Source organism: Pseudoalteromonas sp. T1lg122 (assembly GCF_002964825.1).
GTDB classification, from domain to species: domain Bacteria; phylum Pseudomonadota; class Gammaproteobacteria; order Enterobacterales; family Alteromonadaceae; genus Pseudoalteromonas; species Pseudoalteromonas gelatinilytica.
In genome coordinates this window covers 93,259-119,744 of the sequence record NZ_PQCG01000033.1, presented here as the reverse complement: position 1 = coordinate 119,744, position 26,486 = coordinate 93,259, and the positions used below count along the sequence as shown (strand labels likewise).

Annotated in this window: 26 protein-coding genes; 17 read left to right on the top strand and 9 right to left on the bottom strand. The window is 41.5% G+C overall.

Features of this window, described 5'->3' with window-relative positions:
- Positions 1 to 11: 11 nt before the first annotated feature.
- The 3 genes from hslV to priA all read right to left on the bottom strand — a co-directional run bounded on the left by hslV (position 12) and on the right by priA (position 3,335).
- On the bottom strand, positions 12 to 530 hold the full coding sequence (gene hslV, locus C2M33_RS16925; RefSeq protein ID WP_008115012.1) for an ATP-dependent protease subunit HslV: 519 nt from the start codon (positions 528 to 530) through the stop codon (positions 12 to 14).
- 80 nt (positions 531 to 610) lie between these two features.
- On the bottom strand, positions 611 to 1,138 hold the full coding sequence (locus C2M33_RS16920) for an SPOR domain-containing protein (protein WP_063699941.1): 528 nt from the start codon (positions 1,136 to 1,138) through the stop codon (positions 611 to 613).
- A gap of 16 nt (positions 1,139 to 1,154) precedes the next feature.
- Complete coding sequence (gene priA / locus C2M33_RS16915; RefSeq protein ID WP_063699939.1) at positions 1,155 to 3,335, bottom strand: primosomal protein N'; 2,181 nt, start codon at positions 3,333 to 3,335, stop codon at positions 1,155 to 1,157.
- 234 nt (positions 3,336 to 3,569) lie between these two features.
- Here priA and rpmE point away from each other — a divergent pair, with 234 nt between their 5' ends.
- Positions 3,570 to 3,785, top strand: a complete 216-nt coding sequence (gene rpmE, locus C2M33_RS16910; protein WP_036973208.1) for a 50S ribosomal protein L31 — start codon at positions 3,570 to 3,572, stop codon at positions 3,783 to 3,785.
- 526 nt (positions 3,786 to 4,311) lie between these two features.
- Entirely contained in the window at positions 4,312 to 5,553 is a 1,242-nt protein-coding gene (locus C2M33_RS16905; protein WP_063699937.1) for a malic enzyme-like NAD(P)-binding protein, read from the top strand.
- A gap of 100 nt (positions 5,554 to 5,653) precedes the next feature.
- Here the strand turns inward: C2M33_RS16905 and metJ are convergent, their stop codons facing one another.
- Entirely contained in the window at positions 5,654 to 5,974 is a 321-nt protein-coding gene (gene metJ, locus C2M33_RS16900) for a met regulon transcriptional regulator MetJ (protein WP_063699935.1), read from the bottom strand.
- 224 nt (positions 5,975 to 6,198) lie between these two features.
- Between metJ and metB the strand changes: the two genes are divergently transcribed.
- Together metB and metL are read left to right on the top strand one after the other, a co-directional pair.
- Positions 6,199 to 7,458 (top strand): cystathionine gamma-synthase, encoded by a 1,260-nt coding sequence (gene metB / locus C2M33_RS16895; protein WP_105174968.1) that lies wholly within the window; start codon positions 6,199 to 6,201, stop codon positions 7,456 to 7,458.
- Between the two features lie 5 nt (positions 7,459 to 7,463).
- Positions 7,464 to 9,809, top strand: coding sequence for a bifunctional aspartate kinase/homoserine dehydrogenase II (gene metL / locus C2M33_RS16890; protein WP_063699933.1), 2,346 nt, complete (start codon positions 7,464 to 7,466; stop codon positions 9,807 to 9,809).
- Positions 9,810 to 9,892: 83 nt separating this feature from the next.
- Here the strand turns inward: metL and C2M33_RS16885 are convergent, their stop codons facing one another.
- The gene (locus C2M33_RS16885; protein ID WP_063699932.1) at positions 9,893 to 12,403 is read right to left on the bottom strand and encodes a penicillin-binding protein 1A; all 2,511 of its coding nucleotides are present in this window, start codon (positions 12,401 to 12,403) and stop codon (positions 9,893 to 9,895) included.
- Between the two features lie 132 nt (positions 12,404 to 12,535).
- Here C2M33_RS16885 and C2M33_RS16880 point away from each other — a divergent pair, with 132 nt between their 5' ends.
- The 9 genes from C2M33_RS16880 to C2M33_RS16840 all read left to right on the top strand — a co-directional run bounded on the left by C2M33_RS16880 (position 12,536) and on the right by C2M33_RS16840 (position 21,514).
- Positions 12,536 to 13,615 carry a pilus assembly protein PilM gene (locus C2M33_RS16880; protein ID WP_063699931.1) on the top strand — a complete coding sequence of 360 codons (1,080 nt, stop codon included), beginning with the start codon at positions 12,536 to 12,538 and terminating at the stop codon, positions 13,613 to 13,615.
- Positions 13,603 to 14,175: a PilN domain-containing protein gene (locus tag C2M33_RS16875; RefSeq protein WP_063699929.1), complete on the top strand. Its 573-nt coding sequence runs from the start codon at positions 13,603 to 13,605 to the stop codon at positions 14,173 to 14,175. The genes C2M33_RS16880 and C2M33_RS16875 overlap by 13 nt, the downstream gene beginning before the upstream one ends.
- Entirely contained in the window at positions 14,165 to 14,770 is a 606-nt protein-coding gene (locus tag C2M33_RS16870; protein ID WP_063699927.1) for a type 4a pilus biogenesis protein PilO, read from the top strand. The genes C2M33_RS16875 and C2M33_RS16870 overlap by 11 nt, the downstream gene beginning before the upstream one ends.
- On the top strand, positions 14,767 to 15,303 hold the full coding sequence (locus C2M33_RS16865) for a pilus assembly protein PilP (protein WP_063699925.1): 537 nt from the start codon (positions 14,767 to 14,769) through the stop codon (positions 15,301 to 15,303). The genes C2M33_RS16870 and C2M33_RS16865 overlap by 4 nt, the downstream gene beginning before the upstream one ends.
- On the top strand, positions 15,290 to 17,383 hold the full coding sequence (locus tag C2M33_RS16860; RefSeq protein WP_105174967.1) for a type IV pilus secretin PilQ: 2,094 nt from the start codon (positions 15,290 to 15,292) through the stop codon (positions 17,381 to 17,383). The genes C2M33_RS16865 and C2M33_RS16860 overlap by 14 nt, the downstream gene beginning before the upstream one ends.
- 179 nt (positions 17,384 to 17,562) lie before the next feature.
- Positions 17,563 to 18,081 carry a shikimate kinase AroK gene (gene aroK, locus C2M33_RS16855; protein WP_036973192.1) on the top strand — a complete coding sequence of 173 codons (519 nt, stop codon included), beginning with the start codon at positions 17,563 to 17,565 and terminating at the stop codon, positions 18,079 to 18,081.
- 27 nt (positions 18,082 to 18,108) lie between these two features.
- Positions 18,109 to 19,179: a 3-dehydroquinate synthase gene (gene aroB / locus C2M33_RS16850; protein WP_063699923.1), complete on the top strand. Its 1,071-nt coding sequence runs from the start codon at positions 18,109 to 18,111 to the stop codon at positions 19,177 to 19,179.
- Positions 19,179 to 20,588 carry an AAA family ATPase gene (locus tag C2M33_RS16845; RefSeq protein WP_105174966.1) on the top strand — a complete coding sequence of 470 codons (1,410 nt, stop codon included), beginning with the start codon at positions 19,179 to 19,181 and terminating at the stop codon, positions 20,586 to 20,588. The genes aroB and C2M33_RS16845 overlap by 1 nt, the downstream gene beginning before the upstream one ends.
- A 53-nt stretch (positions 20,589 to 20,641) precedes the next feature.
- Complete coding sequence (locus C2M33_RS16840) at positions 20,642 to 21,514, top strand: Dam family site-specific DNA-(adenine-N6)-methyltransferase (RefSeq protein ID WP_105174965.1); 873 nt, start codon at positions 20,642 to 20,644, stop codon at positions 21,512 to 21,514.
- Here the strand turns inward: C2M33_RS16840 and C2M33_RS16835 are convergent.
- Positions 21,464 to 21,640 carry a DUF2970 domain-containing protein gene (locus C2M33_RS16835; protein ID WP_105174964.1) on the bottom strand — a complete coding sequence of 59 codons (177 nt, stop codon included), beginning with the start codon at positions 21,638 to 21,640 and terminating at the stop codon, positions 21,464 to 21,466. The two genes, C2M33_RS16840 and C2M33_RS16835, sit on opposite strands and share 51 nt — an antisense overlap.
- A gap of 5 nt (positions 21,641 to 21,645) precedes the next feature.
- Entirely contained in the window at positions 21,646 to 21,942 is a 297-nt protein-coding gene (locus C2M33_RS16830; RefSeq protein WP_063699915.1) for a hypothetical protein, read from the bottom strand.
- 333 nt (positions 21,943 to 22,275) lie between these two features.
- Here C2M33_RS16830 and rpe point away from each other — a divergent pair, with 333 nt between their 5' ends.
- The 3 genes from rpe to trpS are packed head-to-tail and all read left to right on the top strand — an operon-like array spanning position 22,276 to position 24,680.
- Positions 22,276 to 22,962 (top strand): ribulose-phosphate 3-epimerase, encoded by a 687-nt coding sequence (rpe, locus tag C2M33_RS16825; RefSeq protein ID WP_105174963.1) that lies wholly within the window; start codon positions 22,276 to 22,278, stop codon positions 22,960 to 22,962.
- Entirely contained in the window at positions 22,959 to 23,624 is a 666-nt protein-coding gene (locus tag C2M33_RS16820; RefSeq protein ID WP_105174962.1) for a phosphoglycolate phosphatase, read from the top strand. Before rpe ends, C2M33_RS16820 begins: the two co-directional genes overlap by 4 nt.
- 51 nt (positions 23,625 to 23,675) lie before the next feature.
- Positions 23,676 to 24,680, top strand: coding sequence for a tryptophan--tRNA ligase (trpS, locus tag C2M33_RS16815; RefSeq protein WP_063699907.1), 1,005 nt, complete (start codon positions 23,676 to 23,678; stop codon positions 24,678 to 24,680).
- 133 nt (positions 24,681 to 24,813) lie between these two features.
- Here the strand turns inward: trpS and C2M33_RS16810 are convergent, their stop codons facing one another.
- A complete protein-coding gene (locus C2M33_RS16810) occupies positions 24,814 to 25,707 on the bottom strand; it encodes a TraB/GumN family protein (RefSeq protein ID WP_105174961.1) in 894 nt (297 codons plus the stop codon).
- Positions 25,708 to 25,762: 55 nt separating this feature from the next.
- Complete coding sequence (locus tag C2M33_RS16805) at positions 25,763 to 25,954, bottom strand: hypothetical protein (RefSeq protein ID WP_063699902.1); 192 nt, start codon at positions 25,952 to 25,954, stop codon at positions 25,763 to 25,765.
- Positions 25,955 to 26,231: 277 nt separating this feature from the next.
- Between C2M33_RS16805 and C2M33_RS16800 the strand changes: the two genes are divergently transcribed.
- Positions 26,232 to 26,477 (top strand): hypothetical protein, encoded by a 246-nt coding sequence (locus C2M33_RS16800; protein ID WP_105174960.1) that lies wholly within the window; start codon positions 26,232 to 26,234, stop codon positions 26,475 to 26,477.
- The last annotated feature ends 9 nt before the right edge of the window (positions 26,478 to 26,486 follow it).

The window sequence follows — 26,486 nt, the reverse complement described above, 5'->3', positions numbered from 1 at the left end:
GGCAGTTCCTATTACAATTCTTCAATAGTTTGGAAATTATTCGTGAATACGCAGATGTTGCCGGCAATAGTAAGGCTTTTCTCTACAATTTCACGTGCACTTAGGTCGGTGTTTTCTAGCAGCGCTGTCGCTGCTGATTGTGCGAAGTTACCACCACTGCCAATCGCAATAAGGTCGTTTTCTGGCTGCACAACATCACCGTTACCTGTGATGATCAATGAAGCGGTTTCGTCAGCTACCGCGAGTAGTGCTTCGAGCTTTCTAAGTGCACGATCACTACGCCAATCTTTAGCCATTTCAACGGCAGCCTTGGTTAAGTTGCCTTGGTGCATTTCTAATTTGCTTTCAAATCGTTCGAAAAGGGTGAAGGCATCAGCAGTACCGCCAGCAAAACCAGCGATTACTTTGCCATTATAAAGACGTCGAACTTTGCGGGCGTTGCCCTTCATTACGGTGTTACCAAGTGAAACTTGGCCGTCGCCACCAATAACGACCTTGTCGTCGCGGCGTACACTTACAATAGTGGTCATGATTATTCCTCATCATCGAGCGGCAAGGCCGCTCGTAAAAAGCGATTGATGAGGTGTTTATATGGGTGAATGAACTAAAATCAAGTCCAAAGCCAAATTCCGCAGCCCATTATTTTGATACGTTTAAGTTTATTCTTATCACTTTCGGCCATACGTTTGGTTTCGTATGGGCCTAAGCGCACTTTATACCACGTACCATTACTGCCTTCGGTGCGTTTAACTTCAGCAACTAATCCAGCAAAAGCGATTTTAGCTTTCAGCGCTTGTGCCTGATCCATAGTTCTAAAAGAGCCGCATTGCATTACATACGGGCCTTTTTGCTCAATTTCTTTTACTTCAACCTGAACTTCGTGGTCTTTAATTTCCTGAATAAATTCAGGAGGCTCAGGGAGTGGAATAACTTCTTCTTCTTTTTTAGTAGGGTTTGCTTGTTGCTCTACTAACTCAGGATCGGCATTGTGTTTGATAAACCACAAGCCATAACCAAACCCGCCTACTAAAATAAGCGCAATTAAAACAAGGAGAACAGGGAAGGGCTTTTTCGCCGGGGCTTGTTTTTTATTATTTCGATTTGCTGGTTTTTTATTTATGTAATCGTGTTGTGCCATGACTCTTAATTGGCCTTTAAATCATATCTATAGGATCAACATCTAAGCTCCAACGCACCTTTTGCGCTAATTTACTGGTGCTTATATAGTCGACCATTTGCGCTAAATATTGGTGTAAGTGGGAGCGTTCCTGCGCCTGAATATGTAATTGAAAGCGATATTTACCTGCCACACGTTCCAGTGGCGCAGGTATCGGACCGAGCAATTGTATACCAGATATGTTCTGGACAGGAACCAAATCAGTTAAAAAATCCACCACTTGATTAATGTTATGCCCTTCTGCACGCACAATGGCCATATTGGTGATTGGAGGTAGTTGGGCATCTTCTCGTTCTGTCAGTGCATAGCGGGCAAAATCCTGATAGCCATTGTTTACTAAGTCTTGTAGTAGCGGGTGCTCAGGAAAGTGCGTTTGTAATAATACTTGCCCAGGTTCACCACTGCGACCAGCACGACCAGCCACCTGCGTGACAAGTTGCGCTAAATGCTCGGTTGCACGAAAGTCGCATGAATATAAACCACTGTCGACATCTAAGATCAAAACAAGGCTAACATCAGCAAAGTGGTGGCCTTTTGCTAACATTTGCGTACCAACAAGAATGCGGGCACCGCCTTGATTGATATCATCAAGGGCTTTTTCTAAGCTGCCTTTACGACGAGTTGAATCTCGGTCGATACGACTAATTGGAATATCAGGGAAGGTTTGCGTTAAAAACTCTTCGATTTGCTCTGTGCCTTTACCATTAGGGAAAATCTGTGTGCTACCGCAATCAGGGCACTGATGAGGCACTTGATGTTGCTCACCGCAGTGATGACATATCATCTGGCCAATGGCTTTATGAAAGGTTGCACTGGTGCTACAACGTGAGCACTCACTTAGCCAACCACACTCATGACATATAAGAGTAGGTGAAAAACCGCGACGGTTTAAAAACACCATCACTTGCTTACCACGTTCTAAATGCTGGCGCATATAGGCGAGGCTAGCATGGGCAATACCTGCTTGCTCAGGTTGCCCTTTCATGTCCATTAATTGGAACTGGTTAGCTGTGCTGGTTTGGGCCCGCTCAGTAAGACTCAATAACTGGTATTTGTTATTTATTGCTTTATGTAAGGTTTCAAGTGCTGGCGTGGCACTGCCTAAAACCAGCGGGATATTATGCTGATATGCTCTATAAGCGGCTAAATCTCTGGCATGATAACGTAATGTGTCTTGCTGCTTAAATGAGCTGTCGTGCTCTTCATCAACAATGATCATACCAAGTGATAAAAAAGGTAAGAAAATACTCGAACGTGTGCCGATCACTATGGCACAGCTGCCTTTTTCACAGAATCGCCAAGTTTGTAAGCGTTCGTTATCTGTTAGAGCTGAGTGCCACAGCATAATGGGGGTATCGGGAAAGCGGCGACGAAAACGGTTGACCGTTTGTGGCGTTAAGCCAATTTCAGGCACTAATACTAAGGCTTGTTGGCCTTTTTTAAGTACTTCTTCAAGGCATTGTAAGTAAACTTCGGTTTTACCACTACCGGTGACACCTTCAAGTAAAAAGCTAGTAAATCCGCTGGCTTGATTAATGCTGGTACAAGCAACAGCTTGTTCTTTATTAAGGACGGGTTTGTCACCCACCGTTGGCGCGCGCTGCTGCCACTGATTATCATGCTCGATAAACTGGGTGATTAGTTCTTTATCGAGCAGGCTATCGATGGTTTTTTTTGTAAATCCAAGTGCTTTTAATTCGGTAACCGATGACTTGCCCGATTCGGCTAACTGCTTTAATAAACTTAACTGGGTTTTTGCTTTTAGTGACGGAAGTTTTGCCCCTTTATCAGTTAATTCAACCATATTAATGCTGGTTTTATCTGGGCATTCGCCTTGTCTTAATGCAGCCGGAAGCGCTGTATGAATGGTCTCGCCCAATGGATAACAGTAGTAACGAGCAGTAAATTTCAGTAGTGCTAAATGCTGAGTCGATAAAACAGGGGTCTCGTCGATGATATCAATAATCGGCTTTATTTTGTCAGCAGGTACATCTGTTGATGTTTTTAATGCTAGGACCACCGCGACCTTTTTTTGACTACCAAATGGCACTCGAACGCGCATGCCAGGCTTTAACTCAGGGCTATGCAGCAGCTGTTCAACTTTATAATCGAAGGTACGCTGTAAAGGGACTTTTATGGCAACTTCTACAAAGTGCATAACAACTCAACTGAAACAAAGATAGGAAGATAATGTACTAAAATTACAGTTAAAAACCTACCAACAAATTACTGAACAACCAGTCATTTGATTAATTTTTTAGCGAAAGATGCATTTAAAGCTTGTCGCAAGGTCGCTTGAGCTATAAAATACGCGGCCTATTAATTGTATTAACTGCGTATGGTGCCAGACTTCGGGTTTGGAGAGCGATACGGCCTTAACTAGAGGTTCCCTATGAAAGAAGGTATTCACCCTAAGTACGAAGCTATCACTGCAACTTGTTCATGTGGTAACAAATTCGAAACTAGCTCAACTCTTTGTAAAGACATCCACTTAGACGTATGTTCTGAGTGTCACCCGTTTTACACTGGTAAGCAAAAGATTTTAGACACTGGCGGCCGTGTTGATCGTTTCAACAAGCGCTTCGGTGCACTTAGCAGCAAGAAGTAATTTCTGCTGTTTTGTTAAAAGAAGCACCTTAGGGTGCTTTTTTTATGCCTAAAATTCTTAACACTGCCACTCACTCGCTCATCATCTTCACTTGTGTATCTTGCATAACTATTTCTGGCTGTTATGCCCATTATGTCGCTAATTTTGCAGACAAAGTGCCACCCCTTGGCTATATTCTTTTTTGTATAAACTTTCATAAAAGTTATTAAAAATAATAAATTTAAATAACTTTGTGAGTAAATGCTGTGAACTTCGTTGAAATGGCTATTTCGGGCTAATTTCGGCTAATTGCAGTGTACGTGCGTATAAAATACAAAAACACGTGCTTAAAAGGTCATAAATAGGTGAATTTTTATGTCTGATTAATCGCAACTATGTGCAGAAATTGTTGGGAAATCCTTTAAAATTAAGCGATATAGCATATAACAGGATAGACCTGATAATACTTGGAATTTTTATACATTACAGGTATCGTACTGATGCAAGCTCTCTCACTTTTTAACTTTTTGCAGGATACTATCGCGTTATGTCAGATTTTCGTGAACAAGCATTACATTACCACGCTCACCCCGTTCCAGGTAAAATTAGTGTTGAACTAACCAAGCCAGCCGAAACGGTTAACGATCTCGCTTTAGCTTATAGCCCAGGTGTGGCTGAACCAGTCCGTGAAATTGCTGCTGATCCAGCAAATGCCTATAAATACACAGGCAAAGGCAACATGGTTGCGGTTATTTCAAACGGTACCGCAATTCTAGGTTTAGGTAACTTAGGCCCGCTTGCATCAAAACCTGTAATGGAAGGTAAAGCGTTACTATTCAAACGTTTTGCTGGCCTTGACTCAATTGATATTGAAGTTAAACACCGCACAACAGAAGATTTCATCAATACGGTTGCAAATATCGCTGATACGTTTGGTGGTATCAACCTAGAAGATATTAAAGCACCTGAGTGTTTTGAAATCGAAAAAGCACTTATTGAACGCTGTAGTATCCCAGTTTTCCACGATGACCAACACGGTACAGCGATTGTTACTGCGGCAGGTATGCTTAATGCCCTTGAAGTTCAAGGTAAAGATATCGAAGATGCCATCATCGTGTGTTTAGGTGCTGGTGCTGCAGCCGTTGCCTGTATGGAACTACTTATTAAGTGTGGCGCACTGCGTGAGCATATCTATATGCTTGACCGTAAAGGTGTGATCCATACTCGTCGTGATGACTTAAATGAGTACAAGCAATTATTTGCTAACAACACTGATAAACGTACGTTGCAAGACGTTATTGCTGATGCCGATGTATTTGTAGGTGTATCGGGTCCTAACTTATTAACTGCTGATGATCTTAAATTGATGGCAGACAAGCCTGTGGTGTTTGCATGTTCAAACCCTGATCCTGAGATCGCACCAGCGCTTGCACACAGTGCACGTAATGATTTAATTATGGCAACGGGTCGTTCAGATTATCCTAACCAAGTTAACAATGTACTGTGTTTCCCGTTTATTTTCCGCGGTGCGCTTGATGTGCGTGCAACAGCAATTAATGATGAAATGAAGATTGCTGCCGTACACGCTATTCGTGGTATCGCAAAAGAGCCAGTACCAAGTGAAGTATTAAAAGCAGCGGGCGTTGAGTCGCTTGAGTTTGGTGCTGAGTACATTATTCCTAAGCCAATGGATCCGCGTCTTTTACCACGTATTGCACGTGCTGTTGCTGAAGCGGCTATAGAGTCGGGCGTGGCGCAAATCGACATGCCAGAAGATTACATGCGTTAAACTTAATTAGCTATTAGCTATAACGCGCAATAAAAAACTCAGCCAAGGCTGAGTTTTTTTATGTCTGTGATTATCGGCAGTTATCCGATGGCCGAAATACTTATTCTGAATCAAGCACTGGGATTTCTAACCCCATTTCTTGCATAATTCTTTTAACTTCTTCAGGTACCTTTTCAGGGTTGTCTTTACGAAGGTCGTCATCATTTGGTAATGGTTGACCTGTAAAAGCATGTAAGAAAGCTTCACACAATAACTCACTGTTCGTCGCATGACGCAGGTTATTGATCTGGCGGCGTGTACGCTCGTCAGTTAATACTTTTAATACGTTAAGTGGGATCGATACGGTAATCTTTTTTACTTGTTCTGATTTTTTACCGTGTTCTGCATATGGGTGAATGTATTCACCGTTCCATTTAGCCATAAGTTGTTTCGTTGCCTCGGTTGTCAGTGATTTACGCCTTATTCACAGCGCAAGATGCGGAAATTCTATCGCTTTAAAAAAGATAGTCAAATACTAGTTATTTAGCCATCTAGTGGTGTAAATGTATAAACTTCTATGTGTGAGCGATAAATGCTTTGACTTCTCATATTTGATCATCTAACCTTTTAGACGTCTAAACATCCAATCAAAGAATAGGTGATGAAATGAGCGAAAAAAATAAAGCGACGATTGCTGTTCGTCACGGCATCGAAGCCGATAAACATCATGGTGCGGTTGTGCCACCTTTATACTTATCAACCACCTATTCATTTGCTGACTTTGATAGTAAGCGCCAATATGACTATGGCCGCAGCGGTAACCCAAATCGCGACATTTTAGCTGAAACCTTAGCTGAGCTTGAAGGTGGCGCAAAAGGCATTATCACTGCTACTGGTATGTCAGCAGTACACTTAGCGACCCAATTATTAAACAGTGACGATACCTTAGTGATCCCACATGACTGTTATGGCGGTAGCTATCGTTTATTCACCTCGCTTGAAAAACGTGGTCTATTAAAACTAAAAGTATTGGATTTAACGAACACAGATAATCACCAAGAAATTTTGGCGATTAAACCTAAGCTGATTTGGATTGAAACACCAAGTAACCCAATTTTGCGTTTAACAGACATTAAAGCAATCACTCGCATCGCTAAGCAGTGCGGTGCTTTGGTTGCGGCTGATAACACCTTCTTATCACCTGCATTACAAAACCCAATTGAATTTGGTGTTGATATTGTTGTGCACTCAACCACGAAATACATCAATGGTCACTCTGATGTGGTTGGTGGTGCGGTGATTGCTGCAACGCAAGAGCTAGGTGATGAGCTGGCTTGGTGGGCAAATAACATTGGTATTACCGGTGCGCCATTTGACAGTTACTTAACGCTTCGTGGTTTACGTACTTTAAATGTGCGTTTAAAGCAGCACCAAGAAAATGCCTTTGCTATTGCTGAGTATTTAGAAAACTCTCCTTATGTAAGCCAAGTTTATTACCCAGGTCTTGCTTCTCACCCGCAGCATGAGCTTGCTAAAGCACAGCAACGCGGTTTTGGTGGCATGGTGAGCTTTGATATTAAAGGCGACATTAACGATGCAGCAGCGTTTTTAACTAGTCTTAAAGATTTTAGCCTTGCTGAGTCACTAGGTGGGGTAGAAAGTTTGATTTGTCACCCTGCAACAATGACACACGCAGGTATGGAGCCTCAAGCGCGTCTTGAAGCCGGTGTAGGCGATACGCTGATCCGTATTTCTGTAGGTATTGAAGATGTAAAAGATCTCATTGCAGATTTAGACCGTGTATTCAATTTAGTTAAGCCAGGTCAAGGCCAACAAGTTACAAAAGCGGCTGTAGAGCAAACACAGCAAGATACACAGCAAAACGCGTCATTCAAGTTAACGCCAGCACATACGGCATTGTGGTAGAAGAAATGGTAAATATTGTTCATAAATTTGGTGGCTCAAGCTTAAGCTCAGCAGATCGTTATCATGCGGTAGCGAACATTGTTTTAGCGAATACAGAGCAGGGCGATTGCATCGTTGTATCGGCATCGGGTAAAACAACCGATACCCTAGTGAAGCTATGGCAGAGTTACCAGCAGCAAGATAGTCAAGCTGTTAGCGATATTCTACTGCTTATTGATAACAACCAACGCGCTTTAATTGAGCAGCTACTCACAGGCCAGAATAAACAACAGGCGTTAGCACAGCTAAAAGATGAGCTTGCTGTTTTAAATGAATTAATTAGTCAGCAACAGTTACTTGAAGCCCCATTACTTGCACATGGTGAAGTGTGGTCAGCACGTTTGTTAGCCGCTTACTTAAATCAGTTAGGTGTCGCTGCGCAAGATGTTGATGCAAGGCAGCTATTTACTTTAAATGATGGCCAGCTTTTACATCAAAAAAATCAGCAGCAATGCACAAGTGCAATAAGTAAATCGCATATCAACGTAGTAACGGGCTTTATTGCTGCAGATTGCCAAGGTAATACGGTTACTTTAGGCCGTAATGGCAGTGATTATAGCGCCACGTTACTGGCCAGTTATACTTTTGCCAAGCAAGTGTCTATCTGGACAGACACGCAAGGTGTATTCAGCACAGATCCTCGTAAAGTTAAAAATGCGGTTAAATACGCCAAGGTATGCCGTGAGCAAGCTAACCTATTAGCGCGTTTGGGCAATCCAGTATTGCATGCAAAAACCTTGTCACCGCTAAAAGATACAGAGATCAAGCTCGTTGTTAGAAGTAGCTTTGATTGCGATGCAACGCCAACCGAAGTAGTTAAAGAAGGTTATAGCAAAGCGAAACGGTTTATTACGACCTTAGATAACATCGATTTATTACGGGTTGATAAACTAAGCGGTGGTGAAGTTGGTGAATTAAGCCAGTTAATTCAACACAGCCTGCATCACTTTGTTAAAGGGGGCGATACCTACTTATTAGTACCTGGTCAAAGTACTCATCAGGTTGTGAGCCATTTAGCGGGCCGTGCAAATATTGTTGAGTCTAATTTAAGTGGTTGTGCAGTGGTTGCACCGACTGCTGATGTTAGTGCTCTTGCAGAGCAAGCAACAGCGCTTTTAAAAGAGCAAAGCATTCATCCACGTTTTGTACAGCAAGACGATAACTATGTGTTGATCTTAAATGATCAGGCAATTGATAGTGACGTTTTAACGTTATTACATGACAAGCTGGTAAACAAAGGCCAAGAGTTGGCCATTATAGTTGCTGGCCTTGGTAATGTAGGCGAAGTGTTCTTAGCGCAGCTCCAAGCTCAGTTTGCTCGTTTATCTGCTCAGTACAAGGTAAAAGTGGTTGCTCTTCTTCGTTCACAGCAAATGCTTTTTAGTGCTAGCGGTTTAAATACCGAAACATGGCAAGAGCAGTGGCATAACGAAGCGCAAAGCTACGACAAGGCAGAATTATTAGCACGTATTAATGAACTTGATTATGAGCACAAAGTGGTGATTGATATCACTGCCAGTGAGGCGTTTAGTCAGTTATACCCTGACTTTGTTGAACTTAACTGTCATTTGATCAGTGCAAACAAATATGCGGGTACTGCCGCGCATAGTTGGTATCAAAACTTACGTACTAATTTAGCTGAGCGAAATCTATTATGGCGCTATAACACCAGTGTAGGCGCAGGTTTACCGATTAACTTTGCTTTAGCTGATTTACAAAATAGCGGTGACAATATTAACCGTATTGAAGGGGTATTCTCGGGTACTTTATCGTGGTTATGTAGCAGTTACGATGGGAGTGTGCCGTTTTCAGATTTAGTGCTTCAAGCTCAGCAAATGGGTTATACAGAGCCAGATCCTCGTGAAGATTTATCTGGCCGCGATATGCAGCGTAAACTGCTAATTTTAGCGCGTGACTTAGGCCTAGATTTAGAGCTTGATGACATTGCTTTAACACCTCTAATGCCAGAAGCGTTGGCAGCAGGTAGCTGGCAAGATTTTCTTGCAAACAAACAGCTGCTCGATGAATTCATGACAGAAAAAGCAGCCCAAGCTGCAGCTCAAGATAAAGTAGTGCGCTACACAGGCGCAATTACACTCGTTGATGGCAAGGTTCAGGCGCAAGTTGGTTTAGTTAATGTTGGCAAAGATGATGTATTAGCAAGCCTTAAACCGGGCGATAACATCTTTGTTATTAATTCACAGTGGTATACAGACAATGCATTAGTGATCCAAGGCCCTGGAGCAGGTAAAGAAGTCACTGCGGCTGGGGTTCATTCAGACCTGTATTGGCTGGTAAATAACCTAAAATAATTTTGCTGATCTTAGTTTAAATAGCTAAGCAAAAAGCGCCCCAAGGGCGCTTTTTTATTGTTTCAAAATAGCAACTCAGTTATTTAGAATAACTCTTCCTCTGTGCTGAGCTTTTCTTCAAACACGTCAGTAGGCTGTGCAAGTACATATTTAGTTGGTGCAGTGCCTTTAATGAAATACTCAAAACGGCTGGTGTAGTCATTTTTGTGACTCAATAGACCTGTCTCTAAGTCGATACGTACTGATACGAGTCCTTCAGGGAGTTCAATCGGTGCTTCAGGCATGCCATCAAGCGCTGCTCGCATAAAGTCGACCCATGCAGGTTGCGCTGTTTTAGCGCCTGATTCTGCGCCCGAAATTTGTGATTTATCGAGGTTGTTATTGTAAGTTGAACGACCAAGCGTGATGCCTGGATTATCAAAACCAACCCACACAGAGGTAAGCACATTACGATTGAAGCCACTAAACCAAGTATCGACAGAATCATTGGTGGTGCCCGTTTTACCAACCAGATCGCGACGATCCAATGCTTGAGCTCGCCAGCCGGTGCCGCTCCAACCGGTTTTGTGAGTCCAGCTACCACCACCCCAAATCGCGCTGTGCATAGCTTGTGAGATCAAGAATGCATTTTGTTTTGAAATAATTCGCGGTGCACAACGAGGCGCATTAGTTACAGCTGTATCAGTGAGGTTTAGCTGATTATTATCAAGTGATGCAAACTCAGGAGTAATTGCTGGTTGTGGTGCATCACAGGCAAGTTCTGGTTCTGTTTTAAATAACACAGTGCCTGCTGAATCCTGAATCTCAGAGATAAAGTAAGGCTTAATTAAGTGGCCGCCATTGGCAAAGGTACTCATTCCTCGTGCTAGCTCAAGAGGGGTGATTGAGGCGCTACCAAGAGCCAATGACTCGCTGCGGTTAATATCACTATTTAAAAAGCCAAATTTAAGCAGGTGATCGGCTGTACGCTCTAAACCTACACCGCGTAATAAGCGCACTGAAATAACGTTTTTCGATTGTGCTAATGCTCGGCGGATACGAATAGGGCCATTATAAACCGCCGGGCTGTTCTTCGGACGCCATGCCACACCTTGGCTTTTATCCCATTGGTTGATTGGCGCATCGTTAAGAATTGAAGCGAGTGTGTAACCGTTTTCAAGCGCTGCTGAATAAATAAAGGGTTTAATGTTTGACCCTACTTGGCGTTTTGCTTGTACCGCACGATTGTATTGGCTTTGTTCAAAACTGTATCCACCGACAATCGCTTTAATACGACCATCTTGTGGGTCAAGAGACACAAGAGCACTTGATGCTTCAGGAACCTGGCTTAATATGTAGCTTTCATCCGCATTTTTGCGAAGCCAAATTTGCGCGCCTGCGGTTAGGATGTCAGCCGCTGTTTTTGGTGCGAAGCTTTGACGGTAACGGGTAATATATTTGCGAGCCCATTTTAAGCCATCCCACTCAACAGTAACTTGTTCGCCGCTTTTTAATAGCACATCAATTGATTGCTCAGCGACATTAGTGACAACACCCGCTAATAGTGGGCCAAACTCTTTAACGTCTTTAAGTTTATTTAAAATGTCTTCTTGGCTAAGCGGGCTTTCGCTCTCGGTATCCCACAATTGTGCAGTTGCACCACGGTAACCATGACGCATATCGTATGCATGAAGGTTATCAACAATGGCATCTTGCGCGGCTTGTTGAATGTTCGAATCAACACTGGTGTAAACTTTAAAACCCGTATTATAAGCACGCTCATGACCGTAGCGTTTAACCATTTCAGCGCGAACCATCTCAGAAATATAAGGTGCATATACTTCAATTTCAGCGCCATGGAATTTAGCTGTAATTGGTGCGTTGATAGCCTCTTCATATTCGCTTTGAGTGATGTACTTTTCTGTAAGCATACGCCCTAGTACAACGTTACGGCGGGATTTGGCTCGCACAGGGTTGCGAATTGGATTAAGTGCTGATGGGGCTTTTGGTAGACCCGCAATCATCGCCATTTGCGCTAAGGTTAGTTCATTTAGGTCTTTACCATAATACACCTGTGCAGCAGCACCGATACCAAAAGCGCGGTTACCTAATTCAATTTTATTCAAATATAATTCGAGGATTTCGTCTTTACTTAATATACTTTCGATATGAAGAGCGATGAAGATCTCTTTGACCTTACGAATGTATGCTTTTTCTCGGGTTAAGAAGAAGTTACGGGCAAGCTGCATGGTTATAGTACTTGCGCCTTGTTTCTTTTCACCGGTAGATATGAGTACAATGGCTGAACGCACGATACCAATTGGATCGATACCGATATGCTCGTAAAAACGGTTATCTTCTGTTGCTAATATTGCATTGATTAATGGTTGGGGTATTTGATCTATTGTAACGGGAATGCGGCGTTTTTCACCGAATTGGTTAATCAATAATCCATCACGTGAGAATACCTGCATAGGTGTCTGTAACTGAACGTCTTTTAGAACCTGTACGCTAGGAATATCAGGTTTAACGTAATAGTATAGACCAACTAAAGTGATTAGTCCTAAAAATGAGCAGATGATAATAAATTGTAAAGTTCGCTTTAATAAAATCACTTATATTTTCCCTAAATGGACTCCCAATTAGAATCGGAGACTGCTAGTATATATTGATTAAAAAATGAATAATATTTTTTCAGATAAAAATTATAACTTGTTTATTATTAAAACAAAGGCCAAGTTGCAAACATGCTAAGTCAGCTATTTAAAAAGCCTTCATCTATGATGGTAGGAATCGACATCGGATCGCACTGTATAAAAGCAGTGCTGTTGCAAGAGACAGACGCAGGTTTGCGGCTTGAAGCGTTAGCTATTGAACCTATGCCAAAAGGCGCTATGTCTGAACGTTCCATACAAGACATAGAAGCGATAGGTAATGTTATCGCTAAACTAAAAAGAAAAATTCCTAAATCAGTTCAAACCGCAGCTGTAGCCGTTTCAGGCCAAACGGTAATTACGAAAGTGATTTTTATGGATGTATCATTAACAGATGCTGAATTAGAGTCACAAATAGCAATAGAAGCTGATAGTTTAATCCCATATCCACTCGATGAGGTTAACATTGACTTTGAAAAGTTGGCTATCAACGAAGCTGATCCAAGTAAAGTGAATGTACTGCTCTCAGCCGCTCGAACTGAAAGTGTGCAAGCGCGAGTAGGTGCCTTAGAAACTGCCAACTTAAAAGCTGCGGTTGTTGATGTTGAAAGCTATGCACTGAGCCGTGCAATGGATGTTTATTACCAACAACTGCCAAGTGATGCTTTTAACAAGTGTGTTGCTGTTGTTGATATTGGTGCTGTGCTGATGCTTGTGAGCGTTGTGCAAGAAGGTGAAACAATTTACACCCGTGACCAAGTGTTTGGTGGTGACCAATACACAAATAGCATTGTTGCATACTACAACAAGAGCTTTGATGAAGCTGAAATTGGTAAAACGACGGGTGACTTACCACCAAATTATACTTTTGAAGTATTAGCTCCATTCCAAACGTCACTGCTACAGCAAGTTAGACGCGCAGTGCAAATGTTCTTAACGACCAGTGGTAAAGATCAAGTTGATTACATTGTACTCACTGGTGGTACTGCTATGATCGAAGGCTTAGATAGGCTCCTAATTGAAGAGCTAGGCATTCACACTGTTGTTGCAGAGCCATTTGCTAACATTGAAATTTCGCCAAAGATTGATCGCAATATGTTGCAGCGTCACCGCACTCAATTTGCGATAGCCACAGGATTGGCATTAAGGAGCTTTTCACCATGCCACATATAAATCTGCTGCCTTGGCGCGAACAACATAGAAAAGACTCACAAAATAAGTTCGTTACCGTGCTATTTGGCGTTGTTGTCGTTAGCTTCTTAAGTATGTATTTACTAAGCTCTTTTTATGGCGGCTTGCGTGATGGACAAAACGTGAAGAACAATTTCTTAAATACTGAAATTGCATTATTGAACCAACGTATTCGTGAGATAAACGAACTCGATAAGAAAAAAGAAAACTTACAGCAACGTATGCGCCTCATCGAAGAGTTACAAAGTAACCGTAACTTAGGGACGCAAATTATGGATGAGGTCGCTAATATTGTTCCTGCCGGAGTTTATTTAACCAAGCTTGAACGCCGTGATGATCGTATTCATGTAATCGGTCGCAGTGAGTCTAATAACCGCTTATCAACTATGCTGCGTCAAGTACAAGGCTCATATTTGTTAGAGCGTCCTATTATGCAAGGCATTGTTGCTGGTGAACAAACGTCAAGATTATTGAGTGACTTTAATATGGATTTTTACGTTAAACCATTTGATCAGATAGGTGAGGCACGCAATGAACCTTGATATCAAAGCGTTAACTGAAATAGATTGGAATGAAATAGAGCTCGAAAATATGGGCGATTGGCCCATTGCTGTTAAGGCTTTGTGCTGTGCGTTTGTGGCTGCGCTGGTTTTATACTTTAGCTACAGCTTATTAGTGTCTGACGAAATAGCCAGTTATCACAGTGCGGTAGCGAAAGAGACAGAACTACGCAAAACTTATAAAGAAAAATATGCCATTGCGAGTAACTTAGAAATATATCGCCAGCAAATGGTTGAGATGGAAGATAAGTTTTCACAGCTATTAAAGCGCTTACCAACCTCAAACGAAACACCAGGCTTGTTGGACGATTTATCTTATGTTGGTACCACCAGTGGTTTAACATTTTTAAAAATTGGCTGGTTACCTGAAGTTGAAAAAGAGTTTTATACAGAGCTGCCGATTAAAATTGAAGTGGTAGGCACGTATCATGAGTTTGGTGAGTTTGTAGGTAAAGTTGCTCAATTACCTCGTATTGTGAGTTTACACGACTTTACTATTCAAACGCTGGGTGATGGTGAACTCACTTTCAGTGTTGTAGCTAAGACTTATCGTTATGAAGGGGGAGCTAAAAAATGAAGAAACTTCCCTTAATTATTGCCATGACTATTGTGCTAAGCGCGTGTAATGACGATACTTCAGAACAAAAAGAGTTTATTGATCAAGTAAAAGCGAGTACAACGCCTAAAGTTGAACCGATACCAGAGATCACAAAGTTTGAGCATTTTGCATATAGTGCTGGAAAATTACGCAGTCCGTTTGTGGCACCTAAGCCGGAAATTATCCAAAACAACTTAGTACAAGTTAAAAACTGCTTACACCCAGATCCTAATCGTGTTCGTCAACCACTTGAGAAGTACCCATTAGATAACCTAGTTATGCAAGGGACTATTGGCCGTGTTGGCAACAATTGGGCGCTGATTAAAGCAGCAGACAATACGCTCTATCGAGTCACTGTGGGTAATTATATTGGTCTGTACCATGGTGAAATTAAAGAAGTGCACGACAATTATATAGAATTATTAGAATTAATCCCGGATGGGGCTGGTTGTTGGAAGGAACGCCTGACTAAGCTGGAAATGTTAGAGGCGGAAACAAATGGTGCAAGTTAATCTTATGAAAGGTAAAAAGAAGATGCATAAAGGAATGGCTTGGTTAAAACACATGCATAAATTCATGTTAGCTGCATTAGCCTTAATCGTAGCACAGACGGCAATTGCCGCCCCTTTACTGTATGACGTACGTTATAACCCATTAATGAAAGGTGAAACACAATTACAACTGGTGTTTGATGAGGCGCTAACATTTGAACCTAAGGTTCAGGTTTATAACTCGCCAGCTCGTATTGAAATGCTTTTCAGTAATGTGGGTGTGGATAATGAAGTACGCGATGTTCCAGTTAACCAAGCAGGCATTAAGCATGTAACCAGCACCTTGACCGCTGATGGTTTGAAGGTTGTTGTTAACTTAGACAAACTGAAAATCTATAAAACTTCAGCGAAAGACAACATTGTAACTTTGCATGTTTCAGATAACCCAATTACGAGCGAAGACAGTGCTAGTGGATTGACAGCATCAAATAACTTTATCAATACAGTTCAGTCGATTGATTTTCGTCGCGGCGAAAAAGGTGAAGCACGTCTTTTAGTCTTCTTACAAGATACACAAGCTGCAATTGATGTGCATGAAAGTGGCGGCAAAATTATTGCAGAGTTCCACCACACAGATATTTTAGACGATTTATTGTATCAATTAGATGTCATGGACTTTGGCACCGTTGTCAGTAATATCGAAACCTTCAAAGAAGGCAATATGACGCGCATCGTGGTTGAACCAAATGCAGCGTTCAAGTTTACTCATCAACAAATTGAAAACATCTTTACACTAACCGTTGAAAAAGATGATACGCAGCGAGCTTACCTTGATGGCGGAATTGAATATCAAGGTCGCCCAATGAGCCTTAATTTCCAAGATATTCCAATTCGCTCTGTGCTACAGATTATTGCTGGCTATAACGAGTTTAACTTAGTAACAAGTGACTCTGTCACAGGCAATATCACGCTGCGCTTAGATGGTGTACCTTGGGATCAGGCACTTGATGTCGTGCTTAAAATTAAAGGCCTTGATAAGCGTATGGACGGTACTATTTTGATGGTTGCACCATCAGAGGAGCTTGCCGCTCGTGAAGCGAAGGAGCTTAAAGCTAAACAACAAGTTGAAGATTTAGAGCCGTTATACAGCGAATATATCCGCCTTAACTATGCTAAAGCTGAAGAATTTGCAGACTTATTGAAAACAGACACCAACAGCATTATTTCTGCGCGAGGCAGTGTGTCTGTTGATAAACGTACTAATACATTACTGATTAAAGACACAGCGAAAAGCATTGAAAGCGTGCGCCGTATGGTTGAAACCCTAGATATTCCTGTTAAACAAGTGGTCATTGAATCACGTATGGTGACAGTGAATGATAACGTGCAAGAAGACTTAGGTGTTCGCTGGGGGATTAGCGATGTGGGCAGTGACGGTGCTATCTCTGGCACCTTAGAAGGTGCTGGTGGCATGGTCGGCGCGGGTTCATACGATAATATTCCAAGCTTGTCTGACCGATTAAATGTTAACTTACCGGTTTCAAGCCCCGCGGGTAGCATTGGTGTACAAATTGCTAAATTGGCCAATGGCACTATCTTAGATTTAGAGTTAAGTGCTCTTGAAGAAGAAAACCGCGGTGAGATTATCGCAAGTCCACGTATCACCACGGCGAACCAACAAAAAGCCCGCATTGAGCAAGGTACAGAGATCCCGTACGTTGAAGCTGCATCAAGTGGTGCAACGACAGTAACGTTCAAAAAAGCGGTATTAAGTTTAGAAGTAACACCACATATCACGCCAGACAACAAGGTCATTCTGGATCTTGTGATCACGCAAGATACCCGTGGTGATACGGTGCAAACACCAACGGGTTCAGCGGTGGCGATTAATACTCAAGAAATCCAAACACAAGTATTAGTAGAAAATGGCCAAACTGTGGTGCTTGGTGGTATCTTCCAGCAGCAAATCGTTAACTCAACTAAGAAAGTACCTCTGTTAGGTGATATTCCTTACTTAGGTGTATTGTTCAAAAGCACCAGTGAATTTAACGAGAAAAAAGAGCTGCTAATCTTTGTTACACCAAAAATTCAAATCGATTAAGTGATTTTTTCTTAAGCAACGAGCAATTTGCATGTTTAATTGCTCGTTATCTGGCTTTTTATGCTAATTGACTTGAAATACCCAAGCAATTACTGAGATAATCCCCTCCTTAATTTTGGGGCCAGGTCGTTAGGCGGGGTTTTATTTCAAATTTTAGAGTTCGTTTGTACTAAAAAGATATGGCTGAGAAACGTAATATATTTCTAGTGGGCCCTATGGGGGCTGGCAAAAGCACAATTGGTCGTCACATTGCTGACCAATTACACCTTGAATTTTTCGATTCAGATCAAGAGATCGAGCGTCGTACTGGAGCAGACATTGCTTGGGTATTCGATCTTGAGGGTGAAGAGGGCTTTCGACTTCGTGAAGAAACTGTAATTTCAGACCTAACTGAGATGCAAGGTATTGTTCTTGCAACAGGTGGTGGTTCTGTGATCAGTAAAGAAGTACGTAACAAGCTATCTGCTCGTGGTATTGTTGTATACCTAGAGACACCAATCGAAAAGCAAGTTGCACGCACACAGCGCGACAAGCGTCGCCCATTATTGCAAACAGAAGAAGCACCGCGTGATGTACTAGAGCGCTTAGCTGAAGAACGCGAACCGTTATACAAAGAAGTTGCTGATTTTGTTGTCCGCACTGATGAGCAAAGCGCGAAAGTTGTTGCTAATCAAATCATCGAGAAATTAGATTTTTAAAAACCAATAATAAAAAGGAAACTAGCTATGCTTGAATTAACAGTTAATTTGGACGAGCGAAGTTATCCTATTTATATTGGTCAATCTGCTCTTAAAGAGACTGGTCGGCTGCGTGAGCACATCGGCGATTGTCGACCAATCATTATCACTAACGACACCATTGCACCTTTATATCTTGATGATGTAATGACGTCGTTAGCTGATCTTAACCCGTTATCTTTTATTATCCCTGATGGTGAGCAATACAAATCACTTGAGTGGTTTGAAAAGATTTCGGCGTTCTTACTTGAACATAACTGTGGTCGCGATACGTGCCTTATTGCATTAGGCGGTGGTGTTGTGGGTGACCTCACAGGTTTTGTTGCTGCATGTTATCAACGTGGCGTGCCTTTTATTCAAGTACCAACTACCTTGCTCTCGCAAGTTGACTCATCAGTAGGTGGTAAAACGGCAGTAAACCATCCGCTTGGTAAAAACATGATTGGTGCGTTTTATCAGCCGCAAGCAGTATTTATCGATACACAGTCTCTTCATACATTGCCAGAGCGTGAATTCGCAGCGGGTATGGCTGAAGTTATCAAGTATGGCCTCATTTACGACACAGAATTATTTGCTTACCTTGAGCAAAATATTGCCAACCTTAAATCACTCGACGAGCAAACATTACAGCACGTAATTTACCGTTGTTGTGAAATCAAGGCCTTAATTGTTGCACAAGATGAAAAAGAAGCAGGTTTACGCGCATTACTAAACCTAGGGCACACCTTTGGTCATGCGATTGAAGCGCAAATGGGTTACGGTAACTGGTTACACGGCGAAGCTGTTGCGGCAGGTATGGTACTTGCAGCACGTCTAGCTCATACCCGTGGTGATTTAACCGCAGCTGAACTTGAGCGCGTCGTTAAATTGATTGCAGATTATGACTTACCTGTTGATATTCCAGCAGAAATGACCAGCGAGCAATTTTTAACGCACATGCGTAAAGACAAGAAGAATAAGAAAGGCACGATACGCTTTATTCTTCCTACCCAATTTGGTCAATGTGCGCTGGTAAGTGATGTTACTGATCAGCAGGTTTGTGATTTAATAGCGCGCTAATGCAATCGCAAATATTGCCTAGCCGTGCTGCGCTAGTTGATCGAATCGCTCTGCAGTTTGAATATGGGCAAAATCTAATTTGCTTGCTTGGCCCGTCAGGCCTTGGTAAAAGCTATTTATTAGAAACCTTCATTACTGATAAATACCACAACTTTAATAAAGCGTTTGTTCAGTTGTCAGGAAAAATGACTGACCAGCAGTTTATGACTGAATTGCTAGAACAAAGCTTTAGTAACCCGCTGATTGATCACGCTTTAAGTTTGTCTGAAAATTTCTATCAACTCTATAAACAACAACCTTGTGGTGATTGTTTATGGGTGATTGATGGAGGCCGTCATTTATCGGAAGAGTTAATTCAGCAATTAGAAATTCTTGCTAAGCAAAGCCCAAGCACGTTATATATATTGATTGCATCACAATCGGTTGGGCAATTTAGTCAAGCGGTCGAGATCCACCTTGAAGCGCTAAATATAAGTGAAAGTAAACAGCTCATGCGTTGGTTTTTCGATAGCCTCCCTGTGGAAGAAGATCCTGTTTTTCGCACTTTCGTACAAGAGGCGCATGGTAATCCTGCCTTATTACTTGCATGGCAACCAGAACAACAAACCGCAGACATTCGCGCACCCGAAAAAAGCTATAAACTGCTTTATTTAATTTTGCTCTTAATCACAACCATGCTGCTTATTATTGGCTTTCTATATAAAGCAGACATGACCGAGTGGTGGAAAGCGCACTACCAGCAAGATACAACGAGCACTGTGGCAACCGCATTACCTGCAGAAGCGGTAATTAATGGTCCAGTAGAAAGCAAAGAGCTAGCTTCGGAGCACGCTCAAGGTGAGTCTCAAGCCGAGCAGCAAGTTACCAATCATGATGCTGTCGACACGACTCAAGCTGCTAATGTGCCGGTTGATAACTCTGTAATAGAAAACCGTGAAAAAGAAAGTCATAACAATAATGTCGCTGCGATTGTTGATAGCCTATTACCTGCAGAGCAAGTAGCAGAAGAGACTGATCAGCCAACGCCTGATGAAGTAGCGACAGCCATCATGAGTAACGCTGAGCCAATTGCAGACGAGGTAACTGAATCAGAACCTCAGCAGTCGTTAGTGGGTAACGCGTGGTATTTAACTCAGCCAGATGACAATTTTGTAATCCAATTACTTGCGGTGACTAAGCAAGAGATCAGCGATAAGTTTATTAATGAAAATGGCTTGCAAGGGCAGGTAAAGACTTACCAAAGTTTACGTAACGGTAAGCCGTGGTGGATTGTCACTTATGGCAGTTATAGCACACTCAATGACGCGAAGAAGGGCGTAACAACACTTTCTGATAATGTGCGTAAAAATCAGCCGTTTTATAAAAAAATAAGTAAAATTAAACAAGAAATCGCTTCACTAAATCAGTAAATTAAAACTGATTAGTGTAAAATCGCGCAACACCGAATTGAAGTTAAGAGCAGATGCAGCAAAAGACCAGAGCCTTCCTTAAATGGGCGGGTGGAAAATACAGCCTAGTTGAAGATATTCATACCCGCTTGAAGCAAGCGAGTGTGGATGCTGACACCTTAGTTGAACCTTTCGTTGGTGCTGGCTCTGTATTCCTTAATACGGATTTTAAGCATTATATTTTAAACGATATCAATGCGGATCTGATCAACCTTTACACTGAGCTTAAACGCACGCCTGATGAGTTCATCAGTGATGCAAAAAAGTTGTTTGTAGAGCTCAATAACCATCCTGAAGCTTATTATGAGTATCGTGTTCAATTTAATCAGAGCAGCGATGTGTATGAGCGAGCGATTTTATTTTTATATATGAATCGTCATGGCTATAACGGTTTGTGTCGTTACAATCTAAAAGGTATTTTTAATGTGCCTTTTGGTAAATATAAGCGCCCGTACTTTCCTGAAAAAGAAATGCATTTCTTTGCTGAAAAAGCACAGCAAGCAACCTTTACCTGTTTAGGTTATGACGAGGTGTTTAAGCTTATTCCTGAAAACGCAGTAGTGTATTGCGACCCACCTTATGTACCGCTGAGTAAAACGGCATCATTTACTTCCTACGCTAAAGGCGGCTTCAATTTAGATGATCAAGCTAACTTGGCTAATTTAGCTGAGCAAGCGGCATTCGAAAATAACACGCCGGTGCTTATTTCTAACCATGATACTGTATGGACTCGTAAAATCTATAGCCAAGCATCACTGGATGAAATTCAGGTAAAACGCACGATTAGCCCGAAGGGAGGTTCACGTAATAAAGTGAATGAGCTAATGGCTATGTATTTAGACCAAAGAAACGGTGAAATAAATCGCTGCTACAAACAGGCTGAATAACACCAGGGCAATGACGATAATTGTACTGAGCGAATGCTCTTTGAAATCAGCTTGACGCTTGTCTTCTGATTGCACACCAAAAAATGCCGCGAAGACACTTTGTAATGCACTAATGAATTTGTTCATGCGATTTAGAACTTAGAACCTAAACCGCTAACTTTCTTTGATTCTTCGTTACTTGTTAATAGTTCAAGTAAATCAAGGTAATGGAATTGAGCGCTGCGGCTATCACCCGTTAACCAAGAAAACCATCCTGTTTCTTGTTCTGCTTTCATACATTGAGCAGAAGATGATGATGCGCTAACTGTGTTGCACGAGCAACCAGACGCCACTGCTAAAAAGTCGTCTTCATCAGCCGATGAAAAAGATACAAACGCAGCAACAGAAAGTGCGGACGCGATTAAGATCCCTATTTTAAAAGCACGCATGAGAATAACCCTTGTTTGTGTTATTTAGACAAGCATACATAACAATTGCTCAAATAACAAACTTAATTACTGCTGAATTAAATAAAAATTTAATAAAATTAACCCTTTAAAGTAAATTTTATGTTTATATTTTGTTTCATATGCATGTATTGTTACATCTTGATTAATAGAGTTTTAGCTCAACTTTTGATTAATTCACCTTAAATTCAATAGGCTAAAAGGATTAGCTTCTCTCTATCGCATTCTAACAACCTGCTGTGGTGTTTTAATCAGCTGTCGATTGGGTTACATTATGCGCTCTTCTTGCAGTCGCAAATTATGATGGAATCTCTCATGTTGGAAACATTACAAAAGTATTTAATAGCCCCTTCTATTTTATCAGCTGACTTTGCCCGTTTAGGTGAAGATGTTGATCGTGTATTAGCAAGTGGGGCAGACGTTGTACATTTTGATGTAATGGATAACCATTATGTGCCAAACCTAACTTTTGGCCCGATGATTTGTAAGGCACTGCGCGATTACGGTGTCACAGCACCGATTGATGTGCATCTTATGGTGAAACCTGTCGATCGCCTAATTCCCGACTTCGCTGAAGCGGGTGCCTCTATTATTAGCTTTCACCCTGAAGCAAGTGAACATATTGACCGTACCCTACAGCTTATAAAAGACAGTGGTTGCCAAGCCGGGCTTGTATTTAATCCTGCGACCAGCCTTAGCTACCTTGAGCATGTGCTCGATAAAGTTGATGTGGTGCTATTAATGTCGGTTAACCCTGGTTTTGGTGGTCAAAGCTTTATTCCGCATACGCTCGAAAAGCTTCGCCAAGCGCGTAAAATTATTGATGATTCAGGTCGTAATATTCGACTAGAGGTTGACGGTGGTGTTGGTGTTAATAACATTGCTGAAATTGCAGCAGCGGGCGCTGATATGTTTGTTGCTGGCTCTGCGATTTTCAATCAACCAGATTACAAAGCCGTTATCGATGCGATGCGTAGCGAACTGGCAAAGGTTGAATCATGAAATACGATGCAGCATTTTTTGATTTAGACGGCACCCTAGTCGACAGTGTTTATGATTTATACATTGCGATGAATCTGACTCTAACTGACCTCGCATTTCCGGTTGTTACACAAAAGCTCGTTGAGAGCTGGGTCGGTAATGGTATAGAAACGCTTGTTAAACGTGGTTTGAGTGGCGATATGCAAGTTAGTGAGCATTTAGATGAAGCCCTTGCAGAGCGCGCTATTAATTTATTTTATCAGCACTATGACCAAGTTGTAGGTGACTACAGCGCGCTTTATCAGCATGTAGAAACGGGGCTTGCTGCACTTGCTGGTATTCCTAAAGTGGTGATCACCAATAAGGCGCGCCGTTTTACCGAAAAGTTACTTGATAAACTGTCACTGACTAGTCATTTTCAGTTTATTGTCTGTGGCGATGATATGGCTAAGAAACCTTCACCAGAACCATTGCAATTTGCTTGTCAGCAATTAGATGTCAGCCCTGAAAAAGCGGTTATGATTGGCGATTCAAAAAGTGATATTTTGGCAGCAAAAGCTGCAAATGTTGACGTTGTCGCGCTTGGTTATGGCTATAACCAAAGTGAAAACCTCGCTGATTTCAATCCAGAGTACCTCTGCGAGAATTTCTTAGATATAATACCCGTTCTTACCCAAAGGTAAGTGCATTTTAATTTCGTCTTTTTAGTTTAGTAAAAAATATAAAGGAACATCATGAGTAAACCAGTAGTGTTAAGTGGCATTCAGCCAACCGGTGGTATGACAATAGGCAACTATGTTGGCGCTATTAACCAGTGGCTTAAGCTACAGGAAGACCACGAAAGTTTCTTTATGTTAGTTGATTTACATGCCATTACGGTACGCCAAGATCCAGAGCAATTACGTTCGCGCGTTCTTGACGGTATTGCGCTATATGCTGCATGTGGTATTGACCCAGAGAAAGCGGCGTTATTTGTACAATCTCAAGTACCAGAACATGCACAGCTAAGCTGGGTATTAAACTGTTACGCGCAAATGGGTGAGCTTAATCGTATGACGCAGTTCAAAGATAAGTCATCTAAGCATGCGAATAACGTGAATGTGGGTTTATTCTCTTACCCAGTGCTGCAAGCAGCTGATATCTTGTTATATCAAGCAGATCAAGTGCCAGTGGGTGAAGATCAAAAGCAACATCTTGAATTAACACGTGATATCGCAACACGTTTTAACAACCTATACGGTGACGTGTTCAAACTACCTGAGCCGTACATTCCTGAGTTTGGCGCACGTGTAATGAGCTTACAAGATCCGCTGAAGAAAATGTCTAAGTCAGATGAAAATCCAAACGGTTACATCATGTTATTGGATGAGCCGAAGAAGATTGAAAAGAAACTGAAAAAAGCAGTAACCGATTCAGACGAGCAAGCGCGTATCTACTTTGATCGTGATGAAAAACCAGGTGTATCTAACCTACTTACTTTATTATCAGTTGCAACTAAGCGCTCAATTGAAGACTTAGTACCTGAATATGAAGACAAAATGTATGGTCACCTGAAAAAAGACACCGCAGCAGCGGTTGTTAATATGATTGAGCCAATCCAAGCGCGCTTTAAAGAGATTCGTGAAGATCAATCATTGCTTGATAGCATCATGAAATCAGGTGCTGAAAAGGCGAGTATTCGCGCTGAGAAAACATTAAAAGCTGTGTACGATGCGGTAGGTTTTATCCCTCGCCCGTAAGCTTTCAGCAAATAATTGAAATAAAAATACCGCTATAAAGCGGTATTTTTTTAGCTATTAAAAACTAAGCACGATTAATACTGTAAACAAACAGATAAGTGCAGCAGCGGTTTTGTCTGTTTTTTCCATTTTCTTATTCCTCATCTGTGTTCAACTGTTTAATTGCATAGCCTTTATTTTTTAGTAAGCCTAACAAGCTATCGTCACCGGCCAAGTGGGCTGCGCCAACAAGCACCAGCTCTTTTTGATGATTAGTAAAATAGCGCTCTATCTTGCTAAGCCAGGTTAAATTACGCTGCTTAATTAGCATGTTATAGGTGAGTAGATCATGCTCTTTGAGCGGCATAATAGTGAGTGTATTCATTGCCTGCATATCGCCATTTCGCCATGCATCAAGCAGGGCATCATAATGATGCTGATAGTGAGATATTTGCGCTAATTGTGATTCAATAAAGGCACTTTCGTCTTGGCTACCTAATTGCTTAAATAGGTGTAATTGAAACGCTAAGGTTTCAAGGAAAGCCAACTCTTTATCATCTTGTTTTGCTAATTTAGTTAGGTAGCTGTCGACACCTTCACCTAGTAGTGATTGCTTTTGTAATTCTAATGACGTCATTAACAAACTTACCAAAAATGGGCGAAAGCTATCGAACTCACTCAGTTTCATACCGTAACGGTTTAGCTGCTCTTCTAACTGCTGCTTCACTTTTGCTGTTAGCTTGCTACTTAATGTTTCACCTGCTTGGTAGCTAAGCGTTTTTAGCATTGTGAGCTGTGCCGAACTATCGCTTGGTGCAGGTACGTCGGCTTCAAGTACTAAGGTATCTACTTGTTTATAAGCCTGATTAAATTCTACTGGGAGTGGTAGCTCTTTTGGAGGCAAAATATGAATTGAACCTGCAATGTAAATATAGTCATCGCCTTTACTTACCTGCCAAACAGCACTTTTAGCAGCGCCAAACCCACTTGTTAATAAGCCAGATGCAGCAATTGATGAGATGAGAAAGTGTCGAGTCAGTGTTTTCATTATTTACGCCTGTTAATTGAAAGAAGCTTGCTCAGCACTCTGAGCAAGCCAACGATTACTTATTGAGTTGTTGCTCAATTTGCAAATCAATTTTATTGTTCATTTGCTCAATGGACGCTTCGATAGAAGTCTCTAATTGCTGATTTAGTTTTTGAGCACCTTGCGTATTAAGTAAGGTATTAGGCGATGTAATAATGATTGCAGTGACAGCTAAAAGTGACATCATTTTTAATACTGAGTTAGTCATAATTTAATTCCTTTAATTGGTTGATTAGTTTTATCAGCGAAGCAAAATTGGTTGGTAGCCCGTTGATGGAAACTACAATAGCGAGGAATTTACATAGAGTCGCTTATCTAGTTCTAAGCGATTTATTTATAAGATTTTGAAAATTTAATTTGTTTAATTTCAGTGTTTTATGTCTAATTCTTACGGAGTGAAATAAGGTTTTAAAGCCTATTATTTTGAGGTTGTGTATTTTGATGTTAGTGTTCCTGTATCAAAATAGGAACTGGTAGGTTTTGCTATGGGCTTTAAAGTAAAACATTATGCGACTAAAACAGTGGCAGCGAATAGCTCATTAGAATGGGAACTAATTTTAACTGAACTTATTATTGGTAGCCTTTGCGCAGCTTTCGCAAAGGTCAGCTATGATGCAACAATGCTGCTTATTTTTATACCCAACTTAGTAATCGCCTTAGTTTGCTTTGGCTTTATTGGGCTTTCCATATTTCATTTCATCAGAGAAAAGCGCAGTAAGCCAAGCGAGTAGTATTGATTG